Genomic DNA, 17,018 nt, shown 5'->3' on the forward strand with positions numbered 1-17,018 from the left:
GGACGCATGCACCTCATCACGTGAACGTCCAGCGCAGCTTCTTGAGGGCGGCGAGGGCGTCGGCGTTGTCGGGGTCCAGGCGCACGACCTGCTCGAAGTGGTGCTTGGCCTGCTTCTTCTGCCCCGCCACCAGCAGCACGTGGCCGAGCAGCAGCTGGTAGTCCGCGCGCCCCGGCTTCAGCTCCACCGCGCGCTGCGCGAGCTTCACCACCTCCTGCGCATCCTGCGCCAGCTCCCGCCCCACGCGCGCCGCCTGGAAGGCCGCCTCCGGGTTGTCCGCGTTGAGCGACGCGGCCAGCTTGTACGCCGCCTGCGCGCCGGCGAAGTCGCCGCGCATCTCCAGCTCCTGGCCCCGCTCCACCTCCGCCTGCGCGCGGTGCAGGTCGTGCTTGCGGCGCGCCTCCACCAGCAGCGTGGCGACCTCGCGGTTCTTCGGGTCCAGGCTCAGCACGTGGTTGAAGTCCTGGTAGGCCCGCTCGAAGTCCCCGCGCGCGGTGGCCGCCCTGCCCCGTGCGATGAGCTCCGTGAGCTTGTGGCTGCGGGCCATGTACGGGTGACGCGCGAGGCGGGCCTGGCGCTCGGCGCGGCGGGCCTCGGACTCCGCGTCCTCCGGGGGCGCGGCGGCGGGAGCCGGCGCCGTGGCGAAGGCCCCCGACGGCGGGCGCGCACCCGCGGTGGCGGGCGGGGCCACCGCGGCGAAGGTGCCGGAAGACGAACGCGGGCTCGGCGCGGCGGGCGGCGGAGTGGCCGGAGCGCGCGCGGCCGGGGCCGGTGGCACGGCGGGGGCGCGCGGCGGCTCCTGGCGGCTGAGGGCGTTGTGGGCGTCCGTGAGGCGCTTGAAGATGCGCTCCAGCCGCGCGCGGAAGCTGCCCAGGTTCTTGCCGAAGTAGCGGTCCGGGTGGAAGCGGCGGGAGGCGTTGTAATACGCCTGCTTCACCTCCTGGGGGCTCGCGCCCCGGGCCACGCCCAGCACCGCGTAATGGTCCATCCCGTCCAGCGAGCGCTCCATCTCGATGATGTCGCGCTTCTGGTCGGCATCCAGGTCCACCTCCTCCGCCAGGGCGGCGTCCACCACCGGGGCGGCGGGAGGGGCGCGCTGCACCACGCGGGCGGGAACAATCGCCCCCTTGGCGCGCAGCGACAGCAGCACGGCGATGGTGCGCGCCTCGCCCAGCGAGGAGCGGGACAGCACGGCGTCGATGCGCTCGACGCGGCCCACCAGCGCCAGCACCGAGCCCTCCTCCGAGCTGAGCTGGAGACGGGCCGGGTCCAGGTGGGGCACCGTGGCGATGTGGTCGGTCCTGCCCCCCAGGCCGACGATGGGGTTGGGCGCGCTCAAGGTGTCACGTTCCGGAGGCTGGCGAATCCCCGAGTGTAGGTGTCCGGGAAGCAGGGCGTCAAACTTCCCGGGTCCGAAAGGCCCCGCCCCTTTTACAGCGTGGAAAGGACACGCTGGAGGATGCCCAGCGCTTCGTCCAGTTCCTTCTGGGAGATGATGAGCGGCGGCGCGAAGCGCACCGTGGTGTCCCCGGCGGCGTTCACCAGCAGGCCGGCCTCGCGCAGCTTCGCGATGACGGGGGCGACCTCCCGGTCCAGCTCCACGCCCAGCAGCAGCCCCTGCCCGCGCACGGCCTGGATGCGCCCGGGCGGCAGCGAGGCCTGGAGCGCGCGCGCGCCGGCGAGGAAGTGCTCCCCCTTGGCCTGCACGTCCGCCAGCAGGCCGGGCTGGCGCAGCAGCCGCATCACCACGTTGGCCGCGGCGGCGGACACCAGGTTGCCGCCGAAGGTGGAGCCGTGGGTGCCCGGCGTGAGGCTCACCGCCAGCTCCTCGCGGCACAGCATGGCGCCAATGGGCAGCCCGTTTCCGAGCGCCTTCGCCAGGCTGATGGCGTCCGGCCGGATGCCGTGGTGCATGAAGCCGAAGGGCTGCCCGGTGCGGCCCATGCCCGTCTGGACCTCGTCCACGAGCAGCAGCAGGCCCTTCTCGTCACAGAGGGCGCGCAGCCCCTGGAAGAAGCCCGGGGGCGCCAGGCGCACGCCGCCCTCGCCCTGGATGGGCTCCACCAGGATGGCGGCGGTGGAGGGCCCCACGGCGCGGCGCACCGTCTCCACGTCGCCGTACGGCAGGTGCCGGAAGCCCTGGGGCAGCGGCTCGAAGCCCGCGTGGTACTTCGGCTGGCCGGTGGCGGTGACGGTGGCCAGCGTGCGGCCGTGGAAGCCCTTCTCGAAGGAGAGGATCTCGAAGCGCTCCGGCGTGCCCCGGTCCTTCATCACCTTGCGGGTCAGCTTGATGAGGGCCTCGTTGGCCTCCGCGCCGGAGTTGCAGAAGAACGCGCGCGGCAGCCCGGCCCAGTCGGTGAGCTGCTCGGCCAGGTCTATCTGCGGCTGCGAGTAGAACGCGTTGGAGACGTGCCACAGCGTGTCCAGCTGCGCCTTGGCCGCCGCGACCACCTCCGGGTGGCAGTGGCCCAGGGCGCAGACAGCGATGCCGCCGATGCAGTCCAGGTACTCATTGCCGTCCGCGTCCCACACCCGCGTGCCCTGCCCGCGCACCAGGGCAATGGGTTGCTGCTTGTAGTTCTGCAGCAGGTGCTGCTTCGCCTTCTGGATGAGCGGGGCGTTGCCAGCGGCGGATGCGGAGGACGGCGGCGGTTGCGACAAGGTGGTGTACCTCGCTCTTCGTAGGACACGGGGGCGACGCGGTGGGCCAACGCGGCGGACCCTAGCGCGCTAGAGGATGTAGCGCGACAAGTCCTCGTCCTGGACGATGGCGCCCAGGCGCTCGCGCACGTAGGCGGCGTCCACCTGGAAGTCGCGCGGGCCCTGTTCGCTGGCCGTGAAGGACACCTCGTCCAGCAGGCGCTCCAGCACCGTGTGCAGCCGCCGCGCGCCGATGTTCTGCGTGCGCTCGTTGGCCTGCTGGGCGATGCGGGCGACCTCCGCCACCGCGTCGTCGGTGAAGGACAGGCGCACGCCTTCGGTGGCGAGCAGCGCGGTGTACTGGCGCATGAGCGAGTTCTTGGGCTCGCGCAGGATGCGCACCAGGTCCTCGCCGGACAGCGCCTCCAGCTCCACGCGGATGGGGAAGCGGCCCTGGAGCTCCGGGATGAGGTCGGACGGCTTGGACACGTGGAACGCGCCCGCCGCGATGAAGAGCATGTGGTCCGTCTTCACCTGGCCGTACTTCGTGTTGACGGCCGAGCCCTCCACGATGGGCAGGATGTCGCGCTGCACGCCCTCGCGTGACACGTCCGGGCCGCCGCCGCCCTTGCCGCCTTCACGGCTGGCGATCTTGTCGATCTCGTCGATGAAGACGATGCCGCTGGACTCGGCGCGCGCCACGGCCTCGCGCTGGACGCGGTCGGGGTCCACCAGCTTCTGCGCCTCCTCCGCGCGCAGCACCTGGAGCGCCTCCGGCACGCGCAGCTTGCGCTTCCGGGTGTTCTTCATGCCCGGCATGTTCTTGAACAGGTCCTGGAGGTTGACGCCGATCTCCTCCATGCCCTGGCCGCCGAAGTTGCGCATGAAGGTGGGCGAGCTGTCGCTGGTCTCCACCTCCACGGTCTGATCATCCAGCGTGCCGGCGCGCAGCTGGGCGCGCAGCTTCTCCCGCTCGTTGTCGCCCAGCGGCGAGGGCGCGGGGGCCGGAGGGGGCGAGAAGCCGAACGGCGGCGACGACGGGGTGCGCGTCTGTCCGCCGCTCTTGATGAGCTCCATCAAGCGGTCCTCGGCCAGCTCCTCCGCGCGCGGCTTGACCTTCTCCGTCTCCTCTTCGCGCACGAGCGCGATGGCGGACTCCACCAGGTCGCGGATCATCGACTCGACGTCGCGGCCCACGTAGCCCACTTCCGTGAACTTGCTGGCCTCCACCTTCACGAAGGGGGCCTGGGACAGCTTCGCCAGGCGGCGGGCGATCTCCGTCTTCCCCACGCCGGTGGGGCCAATCATGATGATGTTCTTCGGGTAGATCTCATCGCGCAGGTCGTCCGGCACCTGCTGGCGGCGCCACCGGTTGCGCAGCGCGATGGCCACCGCGCGCTTGGCGTCTTTCTGACCGACGATGTAGCGGTCCAGCTCGCTGACGACCTCGCGAGGCGTGAAGGCGGACAACTTGCGCGATTCGGCCACGGGGCGGTCCTCTCAGAGCTCTTCGTAGGTGACGTTGGAGTTCGTGTAGACGCAGATGTCCGCGGCGATGGCCATGGCCTGCGTGCAGATGTCCCGGGCGGACAATTGCGAGTGCGCCTGGAGGGCGCGAGCGGCGGCCAGCGCGTAGTGGCCGCCGGAGCCCACGGCGGCGATGCCGTGGTCCGGTTCAATGACGTCGCCCGCGCCGGAGAGGATGAAGGTCTTCTCCTTGTCCGCGACGATGAGCAGCGCCTCCAGGCGGCGGAGGAAGCGGTCGGTGCGCCAGTCCTTCCCCAGCTCCACGCAGGCACGGGCCAGGTTCTTCTGGTGCTCCTTGAACTTGGCCTCGAAGCGCTCGAAGAGCGTGAACGCGTCCGCGGTGCTGCCCGCGAAGCCGGCGATGATCTGACCCTCGCCGATGCGGCGCACCTTGCGCGCCGTGTTCTTCATGATGGTCTTGTCGAGACTGACCTGACCGTCGCCCGCGATGACGACCTTCCCTTCGCGGCGGACGCAGAGGATGGTGGTTCCGTGGAACATGACGGGGGGTTTAACAAGCCCGCCCGTCCCCGACCCACAAAAACCGCCGGGTTGTCCGCTCCCTCACCCTGGGAGCGCGCTCAGGTCGCGGTCGCCTTCATCCAGCGGCCCACCAGCTTCACCAGGGCGGCCTTCTTCGCCTTCACCGTCTTCGCGTCCGGCAGCGTCACCACGCCCCGGTCCGGGGCCAGCCACTCCACCAGCCCGGAGTCGTCCTCGAAGGCGAAGCCTGTCGTGTCCTTCACCTTCGCGCCCCGGTGGAGGATGACCTGGAAGATGCCCTTGGGGGCCAGGCGGAACGTGATGCGGTCATCGCCGGAGTGGACGAAGCTGGGGGCCTTCCACTTGATGCGCTCGGTGATGCTGGCGTCGGAGGCCAGGATGGCGGCGCGCACGGTCTCGATCTCCGCCTTCAGCGGGTGCTCGAGTTCCGCCATGTACTGTTCGACTTCGTCGGTGTGCTTCGCCATTTCCCATTCCCTTCCGCGTCGTCACGCGCGCGGGTGCGCGGCGTCGTAGACCTCTTGCAGCTGTTCGAAGGTCACGTGGGTGTACTTCTGCGTGGTGGACAGGCTCGCGTGGCCCAGCAGTTCCTGGATGCTGCGGATGTCCGCGCCGCCGCCCAAGAGGTGCGTGGCGAACGAGTGGCGCATCGCGTGCGGGCTCACCTTGCGCGCCAGGGCCAGCTTGAGCACGTACGCGTCCAGGTGCCGCGCGATGCTCCGGGGCGTGAGCCGGCCGCCGCGGAAGTTGAGGAACAAGGCCTGCGGATCCTGCCCTTCATGAACCGTGGCCAGCAGCTCGCCGCGCCGCTCGAGGTACGCCTCCAGCGACTGGATGGCCTTCGCGTTGAGCGGCACCAGCCGCTCCTTGCTGCCCTTGCCCATCACCCGGACGATGCGGCTGCTGCGCTCCACGCCCAGCAGGTCCAGGCCGCACAGTTCGCTGATGCGCAGGCCGCCGCCGTAGAGCATCTCCAGGATGGCCTTGTCGCGAAGCCCCAGCACCGAGTCCAGGTCCGGCATGTCGAGGATGGCGAACACCTCCTCCACCGGCAGCACCTTGGGCAGTGACTTGGGCAGCTTGGGGCTCTTCACCAGCTTGGCCGGGCTGGCCGGCAGCAGCTTCTGCCGCACGAGGTACTTGTAGAACGACTTGATGCTGGCCAGCCGGCGTGCGCGGCTTGTCGGCGCGTGGTCCACGCTGAGCGTGCCCAGGTAGCCACGGATGGCCGCGTGCGTGCCCGCGAGCAGCGACAGCTTCATCCGCTCCACGACGTAGCGCTCATAGTCCACCAGGTCGATGAGGTAGTTGCGCACCGTGTGAGGGGACGCGCCCTTCTCGCCTTCGAGGTGGTCCTTGAACTGCGCCAGCAGCGGAGACAGGGTCGACATGGTCGGGGAAGCCTAGGGGCCTCCCCGAGCCTCGCAAGATTCGCGTCGCTCCGCGAGCCCGCCCTACTTCACGGGAGCCGGGGTGACGGGCACTACGGGAATGGCCCCTGCGGGCAGCTCGGAGGGCACCAGCTTGGGCAGGAGCACGCGGCAGGCGTCCTCGGACAGCCAGTGGTACGTGCACAGCCACTCCGTGACGGGCACGCGCACCTGCCAGCCCAGCACGAAGAGGATGAGCAGCGTGAGGCCGATGCGAGCCCCCAGCGACATGCCGTCCGTCTCGTCGTCGTCCTGCGTGTGGCGCAGCGCCCCGCGCACCAGGTCCGCCCGGTCCACGCGCGCGTTCTTGGGCAGCTTCGGCTTGCGCGTGATGAGCGTCGCCACGCTGCGCGTGAGCATCAGCCGGTCGTTGAGCGCCCAGCCGGAGCCCTCCAGCAGCAGCGCCAGGTTGCGCCGGCGCAGCTTCATCCACCCGAGCAGCCCCGCGGGCGCCATCACCACGATGGCCAGGATGGTCGCCGCGGTGATGACGTCCACCAGCGTGAGCGACTTCACCTGCGTGAGGATGAACGCCAGCGACGAACCCAGCGCCGCGAACGCGATGCCGCCCGCCGCGAGCACGCCCGCGATGCCGCCCCCCGCCGGTGCCGCCGCGGGCGCCGCGGCCGCCGGAGCCGCCGGGGGCGGTGGCGCGGTGACGGTCTGCTTGTAGCCGGACTCCAGCGACGCATCGAAGTCCTTCTCGCCGGACGCGGCCAGTCCCTCCACCTTGCTGGTGATGAACGCGCCAATGCGCATGAAGGGCATGGTCATCGACTCCCAGAGCGACACGGGCTGGCGGACGACCTGCGTGACGATGGCGTCGCTCTCCTTGCCGTCCACGTCGTAGAACACGCCGCGCTTGCCCACGACGAGCTCCGTGCTGCGGCCGGAGGTGACGGGCACCGCCACCTCGTAGCCGTCCGTCGCGTCGCGGGGCATCACCTTCACGTAGAGGATGCAGGTGGTCCCCTGCCCCGTCAGCGCCGCGTGCGCCGCGCGGTCCGTCACCAGCACGGACAGCGTGTACTTGCGCCCGCCCAGGATGAGCGTGCCCTTCTCCATCAGCGCCCGCCGCTTGGGCAGGTACAGGTTGGGCATGCTGATGAAGTTGTTGGCGAACAGCAGCAGCCAGCGCTGGTACAGCACCAGCCGCTCCAGCTCCGCGATGACGTCCAGCGTGGGCTTGAGCGACAGGTCCTCGCGGCTCACCGCCTCGATGGCGTCCAGGTCCTCGTCGGACACCGTGCCCAGCGTGTCCGCCACCGCGTGCAGCGCGCTCGCGTCGCGCTTCGCCTGCCAGCCGAGGATGGCCTCCGCCTTCGCGGACAGCTCGCGCCAGGCGGTGTCCGTCAGCTTCACGCCGTCGCCCAGCAGCGGCGTGGCCACCTCCTGGTGGAAGGCCTCCAGCTTCTCGTAGCCGGGGCCGCGGTACAGCCGCGCCCACACCAGCACGCCGGACGGATCCGGCGGCGCGATGGGCAGCTCGTTCGCGGCCTTGCCCATGGCGCCCAGGTCGCCCAGCGCGCCCTCCACCCGGTCCGCGCGCAGGCGCAGGCTGGCGGCGGCCTCCGGCTGCGCGGCCACCAGCCGGCACTGCACGAAGTAGCCATCCAGGAGCGGCGCCACGTCGTGCACGCGCTTCGCCTGCTCCAGGCTCGCGGTGCCCCAGGTGAACACTGCGTCCCTGCCGCCCAGGTGCGTGAGCAGCGCCGTGCGCTCCTCGCGGAAGCGCTTCACCAGGCCCACGTCCACACCCGCCAGGCCCGCGCGGTTCGTCAGCGGCGGGAAGGCCGCGATGATGGACTGCGCCAGGGGCCGCAGCCGCTCCGGCAGCGACACCGGCGCGATGATGCCGTCGCCGTTCTTGCCCGCGTCGCGCAGCGCCTTGTCACTGGTGCGCAGCTGTTCCAGCGACAGCCGCGTGGTGTCCGGCGCGTTGAGCGTGCGCAGCACCAGCTCCGCCGCGCCCTTGAGGTTGTCCGCGGTGTCGGAGAGCGCCGCCAGCTCCAGCACGTCGCTGCTCGCGTCCGCGCCCTTGCGGTCCTTCAGCCGCGCGGCCGTCCAGTCCACCGCGGCGCGCAGCTCCTCCACCCGGATGCGGCGGTTGCCGTCCGCGTCCATCAGCGCGAGGAAGCGCGGATCACACGCGATGCCCTCCATGGGGCACGCCAGCGCGATCCACTGCGTCGCGGGAATCCTCACCGCTTCGGTGAGGGTGTTGAAGTCAGGGATGTCGACCTGGAGCGAGCCGCCGTAGCGGCGATAGACGAGCTGTGCCATTCGGCGCGCGAAGACAGCACACCCCGCCCGGGTCTGCACGCCTCAACGTCCAGCCCCCGGCAGGAAGGCCCTGGCGGCCTCCCTGCCTGGGTCACGCACTACTGCGCGGTGGCGACGGCGCTGTACACGCCGGGGTTCTGCCCCTGGCCGATGATGTAGACGGCCCGCGCGTCGTCCTTGCCCGCGAAGTACACGGGCACCTGCACGCCCTGGTCGAGCGTCTTTCGCGCGCCCGACTTCACGTCATAGACGGCCACGTCGTAGGTGTCCGAGTCCATGCGCGCGTACGTCGCGAGCACGCGCGCGCCGTCCTCGGAGATCTTGTAGCTGAAGATGCCCTGCATCCACGTCTTCGCCTCGGCCTGCTTCTCCCCCAGGTCCACGGCCTTGAAGTCGCACGCGCGGCCGTTGCGGATGCAGTTGGTGCGGAACACCACCGCGGCGTTCTTCGGCGCGAAGCCGTAGCCGAACACGCCCGGCTGCACCTTCTCCGCCTTCTCCTGGCCCAGCGCGTACAGCATCAGGTCCACGGAGAACACCGGCTTCACGAAGCGCGACAGGAACGCCACGTAGCGGCTGTCCGAGCCCCACACGAAGTTGGGCACCCGGTTCCCCACGCGCTTGGGTGCGCCGTCCGGCAGCGACGCCACGGACAGGGCGCCCGCGCGCGACGGCTGGTCATACTTCTCCAGGAAGCCCACCGCCTTGGAGTCCGGCGCGAACGCCATCTCCTCCACGGCCTCGCCCACCTTGCGCCCCGCGCCTCCGGACGCAGGGCCCACGTACAGGTCGCCCAGCTGCTCCGGCTTGCCGTTCTCCGTGCGCGCCAGCCACTGGCCATCCGGAGAGAAGCCGAACGTCGTCGTGCCCACCGACAGCTTCGTGCCCTTCAGCGCGGGCACGTCCGCGAGGAACAAGTCGTACATCCCGCGCACGGCCTCGCTGCGCACCTGGTAGGCCACGTGCTTGCCGTCGGAGGACACCTGGTAGTCGCCCACCTGATCCGCCAGCTTGCGAGGCGGCTCGTTGGCGCCCACCGTCACCGCCGCCAGCCCGCCCGCGGCGGACAGCCTGCGCTTGAAGAGCAGCGTCTTGCCGTCCGGGGTGAACTGCGCGGTGCTCACCTCGCCCGCCACGTCCTGGAACGGCCCCTGCGGCAGCTTGCCCACCTTCAGCGTGCCCGCGTCCACGAAGGCCACGTTCACGCCGTCCGGGGACGGCAGCAGGTAGCTCACCGCCGTGCCCAGCTTCACCGGCTCCGCCGCCGCGTCCGCGAGCGACAGCACGTTCAACTCACCGGACTGCGAGGCCGGGTTGTAGCCCGTCACGTACAACAGGTGCTTCGAGTCCTGGGAGAACAGCAGGCTGCCCGGCACGTTCGTCACGCCGTCGCCCAGCGCTCGCGCCTTCCCGCCCGCCGTCGGCACGACGTGCAGCGAGCCCACCAGCATCTGCGGCGGGATGCCGTCCAGCCGGGGCTTCTGGCCGTTGAGCAGGAACGTGCCGTACTGCCCGTCCGGCGACAGGCGCAGGTCCGCCGCGCGGCCCGGCGCGAGCAACTGCCCCTGCCCGCCCACCACCGCGGTGCCCTTCGCCGCGCTGCGGACCGTGTCGCCCTGCGCGGCACTGCGCTGGGTGGGCGCGCTGTTGTCCTCGCCCTTCTTGCACCCCGACACCGCCAGCAGGGCCAGGAGGCCCACCATCCCAGTTCGCTTCATGCGCTCGTCTGTCCTTCCGTCTGGGCGACAACGCCCGCGAGTGGCAGCCAGGCCGCCAAATCCTGCTTCGCCCGCGCCGAGTAGGCCGCGCGCTTGTCCGCCTTCTTCATCCGTCCCGACAGGGGCGGGAACAGGCCGTAGATGACGTTGGTGGGCTGGTGCGGATGATCCGGCGGGTGCGCTTCCCCGGTGAGGTGCCGGTACAGCGACCCCAGCGCCGTCGTCGCGGGAGGCGGCACGAACGGCGTGCCCGTCAGCCGCGCGTGCACCGCCAGCGCCACCAGGTAGCCGCACGCCGCGCTCTCCACGTAGCCCTCCACGCCCGTCACCTGTCCCGCGAAGAACACCCGCCGCTCCGTCTTCAACGACAGGTCCTCCGCCAGCAGGCGGGGCGAGTCGATGAACGTGTTGCGGTGGATCTGCCCCATCCGCAGGAACTCCGCATTCTGGAGGCCCGGGATGCACGTGCTGAAGATGCGCTTCTGTTCACCCCACGTCAGACGCGTCTGGAAGCCCACCATGTTCCACGCCGTGCCCGCCCGGTCCTCCATGCGCAGCTGCACCACCGCGTAGGGGTCCGTCCCCGTGCGCGGGTCCTTCAGCCCCACCGGCTTCATGGGCCCGTAGGCCAGCGTGTCGTCGCCGCGCTCCGCCATCACTTCGATGGGCAGACACCCTTCGAAGTACTTCGGTTCCTCGAAGCTGTGCGGCACCACCTTCTGGCCCGCCTTCACCTCGTTCACGAAGCGGTAGTACTCGTCCTTCGTCATGGGGAGGTTGAGGTAGTCATCCCCGCCGCCCTTGCCGTAGCGGCTCTGGCGGAAGGCGATGTCCAGGTCGATGGAGTCCCCGGACAGGATGGGCGCGATGGAGTCGTAGAAGTAGAGCTTCGTGCCCACGTGGCGCTCCAGGTCCACCGTGAGCGCCTCCGACGTCAGCGGCCCCGTCGCCACCACCACCACGCCGTCCTCCGGCAGCCGCTCCACCTCACCGCCCACCAGCTCCACGCCGGACTGGAGCCGGGTCGTGATTTCGCGCGAGAAGCCCTCGCGCTCCACCGCCAGCGCGTCCCCCGCGGGCACGCGGTGCAGATCCGCGCTGGCGAGCACCAGCGACCCCAGCGCGCGCAGCTCCGCGTGCAGGAGGCCAATGGCGCTCTCCGGGTTGTCCGAGCGCAGCGAGTTGCTGCACACCAGCTCCGCGAGCGTGTCCGACTTGTGCGCCGGGGAGCGCTTGTGCGGCTTCATCTCCCGCAGCACCACTGGCACGCCGCGCCGCGCCAACTGGTACGCGCACTCCGTGCCCGCCAGGCCGCCGCCAATCACCGTCACCCGCTGCTGCTTCACGTCCGACATGCATGCCTCCGGGCCCCCTCGTACCGGGTGCCCAAAGGCCCCTGTTAGCAGAGAGGCACCGCCCTTTCACGTCCGCCCGCCTGCCCTGCGTCCCACCATGCGTGCGCCAAAGAGAGGTGAGGTTTCCCCACCTGGGATCCAACCCTAGGTTTCTCGCGGTCTTCGCTCGGGACGAGGAAGCGTCCGGGCGAGCGCCCTTCAACCGCGAACCTGGGATGGGAGTGCCGCAGCCATGAGCCGAACCAGAGACTTGCTGAAGATCCGGGGCCTGCTGCAGCAGCGCCGCAAGACGACCGAAACCGCGCAGGCGGGAGCTCGCCGCGAGCTGGCAGCGCTGAAGGATCAGGAGCGCGATCCCGAGTACGAGGAGCAGGCGCAGGCGGAGCTGGCGGACTACACGCTGTCGACGCTCATCGAAGCGCAGCGCCGGGAGATCATGCTCATCGACGCCGCGCTGAGCCGCATGGACAATGACGTGTTCGGCGAGTGCGTGGACTGCGGCAACGAAATCTCACTGGACCGGCTGGAGGCCATGCCCTTCGCCATCCGCTGTGAGGAGGACGCCGCCATCCACGAGCAGGAGACGCGGGAGGCCGCGCGCCACACGGGCAGCCTGTCCCTCTAGCCAGGCCGTGCCTGCGCTCCCCCGTGCGTCCATCCCGCGCGGGGGAGTCGTGTGTCCGGCGGCTATTCGGAGTCGCGCTGGAGCACGATGAAGCGGTAGTTCTGCAGCTCGTTCTCGCCCGCCGTGTAGAGCACCGTGAGCAGCAGGTCGTACGGGACCATCTTGTCCGCGATGACCGACAGCTCATGGCTGAACGGTGCCGCCGGGTTGTGATCGGCGATGTACTTGAGCTTCGTCACTTCCTTCTTCAGCTGCGCGTCCAGCCCCAGCACCAGGCGCCCCTGGAGCTGGGCCTCCGGGATGCGGCCGTCCTTCAGCCGCACCACTTCACGGTCCCCCACCAGGATGTTCTTGGGGGTGATGGTGATGGCCACCGTGTCCTTGGGCGTGGCGCGCGTGGAGGACACCGGCGGCCGGACGTCCTCCGACGCGGTGATGGCCGCGGACGACGACGCGAAGGACTTCAGGAGGAACACCAGGATGATGGTCATCATGTCCATCATCGCGGTGATGTTGAGCTCCTTCACCTCGCTGGCGGCCTCGCGCTCCTTGCGCTTCTTGCGCGCGAGGGCCCGGCGGTAGCGCATGCGCGCGAGCTGGTCGGCTTCCTCGGCGGACATGGGCGCGGGTTCGGACATGGCTAGAGAACGCCCAGGGTGACGTCGGGGAAGAGCAGCTTGCGCTCGGCGACGGTGCCCGTCGTCTCACGCAGGGCGTCCATCGTCTGGATCAGCGCTTCGTACGGGATGTCCGGATCCGCCGCGACAATGACCTTCGTCTCCTGCGGGAAGGCCGCCTTGAGCTTCACCATCCGCGCGTTCAGGGCCGCGAAGTCCTGCGTGCCGTCCGCGCGCAGGGGCACCGAGGGGGCGCCCCCTTCCGCGGGCGCGGCCTCCGGGCTGTTGCCCCGCACGAAGAGCCCCTTCTGGGAGATGAGCACGGACAGGTTCAGCTTGGGCGCGTCCGCGTCCCCCTGCCCCGCGCCCGCGGTGGCGCCGTAGCTGGGCGCGTTCACGTTGAGCGCGCCAAAGGCGGTGAGCCCCGTGATGGAGAGCAGCATGAAGATGATGAGGTTCATGAGGATGTCGAGGTACGGGACGATGTTCAGCTCGCCCCCCTCTTCCTCTTCCCTCGGCTTCAGCTTGCGGCGCGAATAGTGGAACGCCATGGCGTGCCTAGTGCCCGGAAGGGCGGCTCAAGACGCGGCGCGGACGTCGGAGTCCGAGGGGACGACTTCCAGCGAGCCCCGGCGCGACAGGAGATTTTCCAGCTTCAGCGCGTTGAGCTCCACCAGCTCCACCATGTTCTTGGCGTAGTTGCTGAAGAACAGGTGCGCCACGATGCAGAGCACCGCGATGGAGAGGCCGAAGCCCGTGTTGTACATGGCCTCCGAGATGCCGTTGGAGAGCAGCGCCTGCTTCTGCTCCGCCGGCACGTTGCCCAGCGCGCGGAAGGTGCCGATGAGGCCCACGATGGTGCCCACCAGGCCCACCAGCGTCGCGATGTTCGCGAGCGACCACAGCCACTGCACGCGGCGCGAGACGTGCGGCGTGTACTCCGCCAGCGCCTCCTCCACCGCCTTGGCCACCTCCAGCTCACCGCGGTTCGCGTTGATGAGCCCCGCGCGGATGACGCGGGCCAGGGGCGAGCGCGGCGCCATGCCGCAGAACTTCACCGCGCGGTCCAGGTTGCCGCCGCGCACCATCTTGTGGACCTGTTCGATGAACGCCGTCGCGTTCAGGCGGTAGCGGAAGAGCAGCGTCACCGCGCGCTCGCCGATGACGGCCACCGAGGCGGCCAGCCAGAACAGGTTCACGAACATGAACGGGCCGCCAGCCTTGAACGCGCCGACGATGAAGTCCCCCAGGCCTCCAGAAGAAGCATGGCCCGCCGCGGCGGGGGCGGCCTCGGCCACCACCACACGCAGCAACTCACTGACAGAGGGAATCATCGCGGAGTGCGTCCTTTCGCTGCCCCCCGCGCGCACCCCTGCCGTTCAAAAGGGCAGGAGGCTGCGATCACGGGCCGGGAGCAATCAGGACTTCTAGGACTTCGCCCGCGAGGGTGTCAAGCCAGGGGGCCGAGCGTACCCCCCTGGAATGACTGGGCTTTTGCGCTCAGGCTTCCACGGTGGGCGTGGGGGCAGGCGCGGCCTCCACGGAAGCCCCCGGAATGGCTGGCTCCACCACCTCGCGGCGGTAGTCGCATTCCTTGTTCGGGCAGGCGATGTAGGCACCGTCCCGCTTGGAGAACTTCTGTAGGAGGTAGGGCGACGCGCACTGCGGGCAGGCCTCCGCCAGCGGCCGGTCCCACGCGGCGAACTTGCACTCCGGATACCGGTTGCAGCCGAAGAAGATCTTCCCGCGTCCGCTGCGGCGCTCGGTGAGGTAGCCCACCTTGCACTCCGGGCAGTTCACGCCGATGGAGATGGGCTTGGACGTCTTGCAGTCCGGGTAGCCCGAGCACGCCATGAAGCGCCCGAACCGGCCGCGCTTGATCACCATGGGCTTGCCGCACTTCTCGCACTTCTCGTCCGTGGTCTCTTCCTCCACGATGACGATCTTGCCCTCGGCGTCCCGCTTGAAGTCCTTGGTGTTCTTGCAGTCGGGGTAGTTCGAGCAGGCGAGGAAGTGGCCCATCTTCCCGAACTTGATGACGAACGGGTTGCCGCACTTCTCGCAGGCGATGTCGGTCTTGATCTCCTCGCGCTTGACGTCGCGCATCTCCGCTTCGGCCTTCTCCAGGGTCTCCTTGAAGGGCCCGTAGAAGTCGTGCAGCACCGTCTTCCAGGACGCGCCGCCGTCGGAGATCTGGTCCAGCTTCTCCTCCATGCTGGCCGTGAACGACACGTCCAGCTCATGGGGGAAGTGCTTCACCAGGAGCTCGTTGGTCATCTGGCCCAGGTCCGTGGGCCGGAAGCGGCTCTCCAGCTTCTCCACGTACTTCTTGTCCTGGATGTTGGAGAGGATGGCCGCGTACGTGGACGGACGCCCGATGCCGCGCTCCTCCAGCTCCTTCACCAGCGTGGCCTCGCTGAAGCGCGGGGGCGGCTGGGTGAAGTGCTGTTCGTTGAGGAGCTTGTCCAGGCGGAGGACCTCGCCCTCGTTGAGCGGGGGCAGCTCGCCCACCACGTCCTCGGCGCCCTCTTCACCGGCGGCCTTGGCCTTGTCGCGCTCGGACTCCTCTTCCGGCGTGAGGCCGGCGCCGTAGACGCCCAGGTAGCCGGGGAACTTCAGGGTGCTGCCGGACGCGCGGAAGGTGGCGCGGCCCGCGGTGATGTCCGCGGCCGTCTGATCATAGACGGCGGGCTTCATCTGGCACGCGACGAAGCGGTTCCAGATGAGCTCGTAGAGCCGGAACATGTCCAGCTCGTCCATGGCGTCGAAGAAGGGACGCACGCGCTCGGGCGGGTACTCCAGGGACGTGGGGCGGATGGCCTCGTGCGCGTCCTGGGCGCTCTTGCGGCTCTTGTAGACCATGGGCTCCGGCGGGAGGTAGTCCGCGCCGTACTTCTGCCCGATGAACTCGCGCACCTGCGTCACGGCGTCGTCCGACAGACGCGTGGAGTCCGTACGCATGTACGTGATGAGCGCCGTCTGGCCCTCCTCACCCAGCGGCACGCCTTCGTACAGCTTCTGCGCCAGCGTCATCGTCTTCTTGGCGGTGAAGTGCAGCCGGTTCGCCGCCTCCTGCTGGAGCTTGGAGGTGATGAAGGGCGCGGGCGCGTTGCGGCGGCGCTCCTTGCGGTCCACCTTGGTCACGGTGAAGGGGGCGTCCTTCAGCTCCGCGACGAGTCCGTCCGTGGTGGCGCGGTCCTTGAGCTCCACCTTCTTGCCGTCCACGCGGGACAGCTTCGCCTTGAAGGGCGGCGGCCCCTGCGGGCCCTGCACCAGCGCGTCCAGCGTCCAGTACTCCTCTGGATTGAAGGCCTTGATCTCCGACTCGCGCTCGACAATCAGGCGCACCGCGACGGACTGCACGCGGCCGGCGGACAGGCCGCGGCGGATCTTCTTCCAGAGCAGCGGCGAGATTTGATAGCCGACGAGCCGGTCCAGGATGCGCCGGGTCTGCTGCGAGTCGTAGTTGTCCTGGTTGAGTTCGCGCGGATTGGCGATGGCTTCCTGCACCGCCTTCTTGGTGATCTCGTTGAAGGTCACCCGGAGGGAGTCCGGGTGGGCCAGCTCCTCCTTGATGTGCCAGGCGATGGCCTCGCCCTCGCGGTCGGGGTCCGTCGCGAGGAACACGCGGTCCACCGTCCTGGCCGTCTTCTTCAGCTCGTTGAGGACCTTCTCCTTGCCCTTGATGACCGTGTACTCGGGCTTGAAGTCGTCCTCCACGTCGACGCCAATCTTGCTCTTGGGCAGGTCCTTCACGTGCCCCACGGACGCCTTCACCGTGTAGCCGGTGCCCAGGTACTTCTTGATGGTCTTGGCCTTGGCGGGAGACTCCACCACCACGAGGTAGTGCGGGCCCTTGCCACGGCGCTCGGGCACTTCCTCTTCGGCGTCCGCGTCCGCGTCAACAGTGGGCAAATCCTCGCCGTCCGCGCCCCGGCGGCGGGCGGCCGTCTTCTTCTTGGCGGTGGTCTTCTTCGCCGCCGTCTTCTTCTTGGCCGCCTTCTTGGCCGCCGGCTTCTTCGAGGCCGCCTTCTTGGGCGTCTCCTCCGCCGTCGCGTCCGTCTGCGCCGCCTGTGTCTTCTTCCGCGTGGCCATGGCTCTCCTACCTCGAACTGCCTCTAAACCTTCTCGTACCGTTTACCCGGGTGCTGGACCACCAGCCCCGACAATTCCAACTCCACCAGGGCGCTGGTGAGCGCCGCGGGCGACAGCGGGCTTGCGGCGAGCACCTCGTCGAACGAACGGGGAGCCCGGTCCAACAGCCCGTAGGCCCCGCGCGCTTCCACCGACAGCGCCTCCCACCACCCACTGTCCCGCCC

Annotated in this window: 15 protein-coding genes; 1 reads left to right on the forward strand and 14 read right to left on the reverse strand. The window is 69.6% G+C overall.

All coding sequences use genetic code 11. The features are described from left to right. Positions 1 to 16 precede the first annotated feature (16 nt). The 9 genes from D7W81_RS16180 to trmFO all read right to left on the reverse strand — a co-directional run bounded on the left by D7W81_RS16180 (position 17) and on the right by trmFO (position 11,457). Positions 17 to 1,339 carry a J domain-containing protein gene (locus D7W81_RS16180; protein ID WP_120556279.1) on the reverse strand — a complete coding sequence of 441 codons (1,323 nt, stop codon included), beginning with the start codon at positions 1,337 to 1,339 and terminating at the stop codon, positions 17 to 19. A gap of 92 nt (positions 1,340 to 1,431) precedes the next feature. Next, positions 1,432 to 2,661 (reverse strand): acetylornithine transaminase, encoded by a 1,230-nt coding sequence (locus D7W81_RS16185; RefSeq protein ID WP_120556280.1) that lies wholly within the window; start codon positions 2,659 to 2,661, stop codon positions 1,432 to 1,434. 69 nt (positions 2,662 to 2,730) lie between these two features. Then, positions 2,731 to 4,128: an ATP-dependent protease ATPase subunit HslU gene (gene hslU, locus D7W81_RS16190; protein ID WP_120556281.1), complete on the reverse strand. Its 1,398-nt coding sequence runs from the start codon at positions 4,126 to 4,128 to the stop codon at positions 2,731 to 2,733. 12 nt (positions 4,129 to 4,140) lie between these two features. Continuing rightward, positions 4,141 to 4,668, reverse strand: a complete 528-nt coding sequence (gene hslV, locus D7W81_RS16195; protein WP_120556282.1) for an ATP-dependent protease subunit HslV — start codon at positions 4,666 to 4,668, stop codon at positions 4,141 to 4,143. Between the two features lie 80 nt (positions 4,669 to 4,748). Next, positions 4,749 to 5,138: a DUF1801 domain-containing protein gene (locus D7W81_RS16200; protein WP_244227239.1), complete on the reverse strand. Its 390-nt coding sequence runs from the start codon at positions 5,136 to 5,138 to the stop codon at positions 4,749 to 4,751. Positions 5,139 to 5,159: 21 nt separating this feature from the next. Continuing rightward, complete coding sequence (locus tag D7W81_RS16205; protein WP_120556283.1) at positions 5,160 to 6,062, reverse strand: tyrosine recombinase XerC; 903 nt, start codon at positions 6,060 to 6,062, stop codon at positions 5,160 to 5,162. 63 nt (positions 6,063 to 6,125) lie between these two features. Continuing rightward, the gene (locus D7W81_RS16210) at positions 6,126 to 8,384 is read right to left on the reverse strand and encodes a kinesin (protein ID WP_120556284.1); all 2,259 of its coding nucleotides are present in this window, start codon (positions 8,382 to 8,384) and stop codon (positions 6,126 to 6,128) included. A 98-nt stretch (positions 8,385 to 8,482) separates the two neighbouring features. Then, positions 8,483 to 10,102, reverse strand: a complete 1,620-nt coding sequence (locus D7W81_RS16215; RefSeq protein ID WP_120556285.1) for a PD40 domain-containing protein — start codon at positions 10,100 to 10,102, stop codon at positions 8,483 to 8,485. Further along, a complete protein-coding gene (gene trmFO / locus D7W81_RS16220; RefSeq protein WP_120556286.1) occupies positions 10,099 to 11,457 on the reverse strand; it encodes a methylenetetrahydrofolate--tRNA-(uracil(54)-C(5))-methyltransferase (FADH(2)-oxidizing) TrmFO in 1,359 nt (452 codons plus the stop codon). Before trmFO ends, D7W81_RS16215 begins: the two co-directional genes overlap by 4 nt. Before the next feature lie 232 nt (positions 11,458 to 11,689). Here trmFO and D7W81_RS16225 point away from each other — a divergent pair, with 232 nt between their 5' ends. Further along, positions 11,690 to 12,082: a TraR/DksA family transcriptional regulator gene (locus D7W81_RS16225; RefSeq protein WP_120556287.1), complete on the forward strand. Its 393-nt coding sequence runs from the start codon at positions 11,690 to 11,692 to the stop codon at positions 12,080 to 12,082. A gap of 62 nt (positions 12,083 to 12,144) precedes the next feature. On the opposite strand, the gene D7W81_RS16230 is transcribed toward D7W81_RS16225, so the two are convergent. From D7W81_RS16230 to D7W81_RS16250, 5 genes are all read right to left on the reverse strand, one after another. Further along, entirely contained in the window at positions 12,145 to 12,720 is a 576-nt protein-coding gene (locus D7W81_RS16230; protein WP_120556288.1) for an ExbD/TolR family protein, read from the reverse strand. A 2-nt stretch (positions 12,721 to 12,722) separates the two neighbouring features. Further along, complete coding sequence (locus tag D7W81_RS16235) at positions 12,723 to 13,250, reverse strand: ExbD/TolR family protein (protein WP_120556289.1); 528 nt, start codon at positions 13,248 to 13,250, stop codon at positions 12,723 to 12,725. 27 nt (positions 13,251 to 13,277) lie between these two features. Further along, positions 13,278 to 14,033, reverse strand: coding sequence for a MotA/TolQ/ExbB proton channel family protein (locus tag D7W81_RS16240; protein WP_120556290.1), 756 nt, complete (start codon positions 14,031 to 14,033; stop codon positions 13,278 to 13,280). Positions 14,034 to 14,199: 166 nt separating this feature from the next. After that, positions 14,200 to 16,794, reverse strand: coding sequence for a type I DNA topoisomerase (gene topA / locus D7W81_RS16245; protein WP_120556291.1), 2,595 nt, complete (start codon positions 16,792 to 16,794; stop codon positions 14,200 to 14,202). A gap of 23 nt (positions 16,795 to 16,817) precedes the next feature. Further along, positions 16,818 to 17,018 (reverse strand): DprA-like winged helix domain-containing protein (locus tag D7W81_RS16250; RefSeq protein ID WP_497747172.1); only part of this gene is annotated, 201 nt, incomplete at its 5' end.

It is taken from the genome of Corallococcus aberystwythensis, from assembly GCF_003612165.1.
Taxonomy (GTDB): domain Bacteria; phylum Myxococcota; class Myxococcia; order Myxococcales; family Myxococcaceae; genus Corallococcus; species Corallococcus aberystwythensis.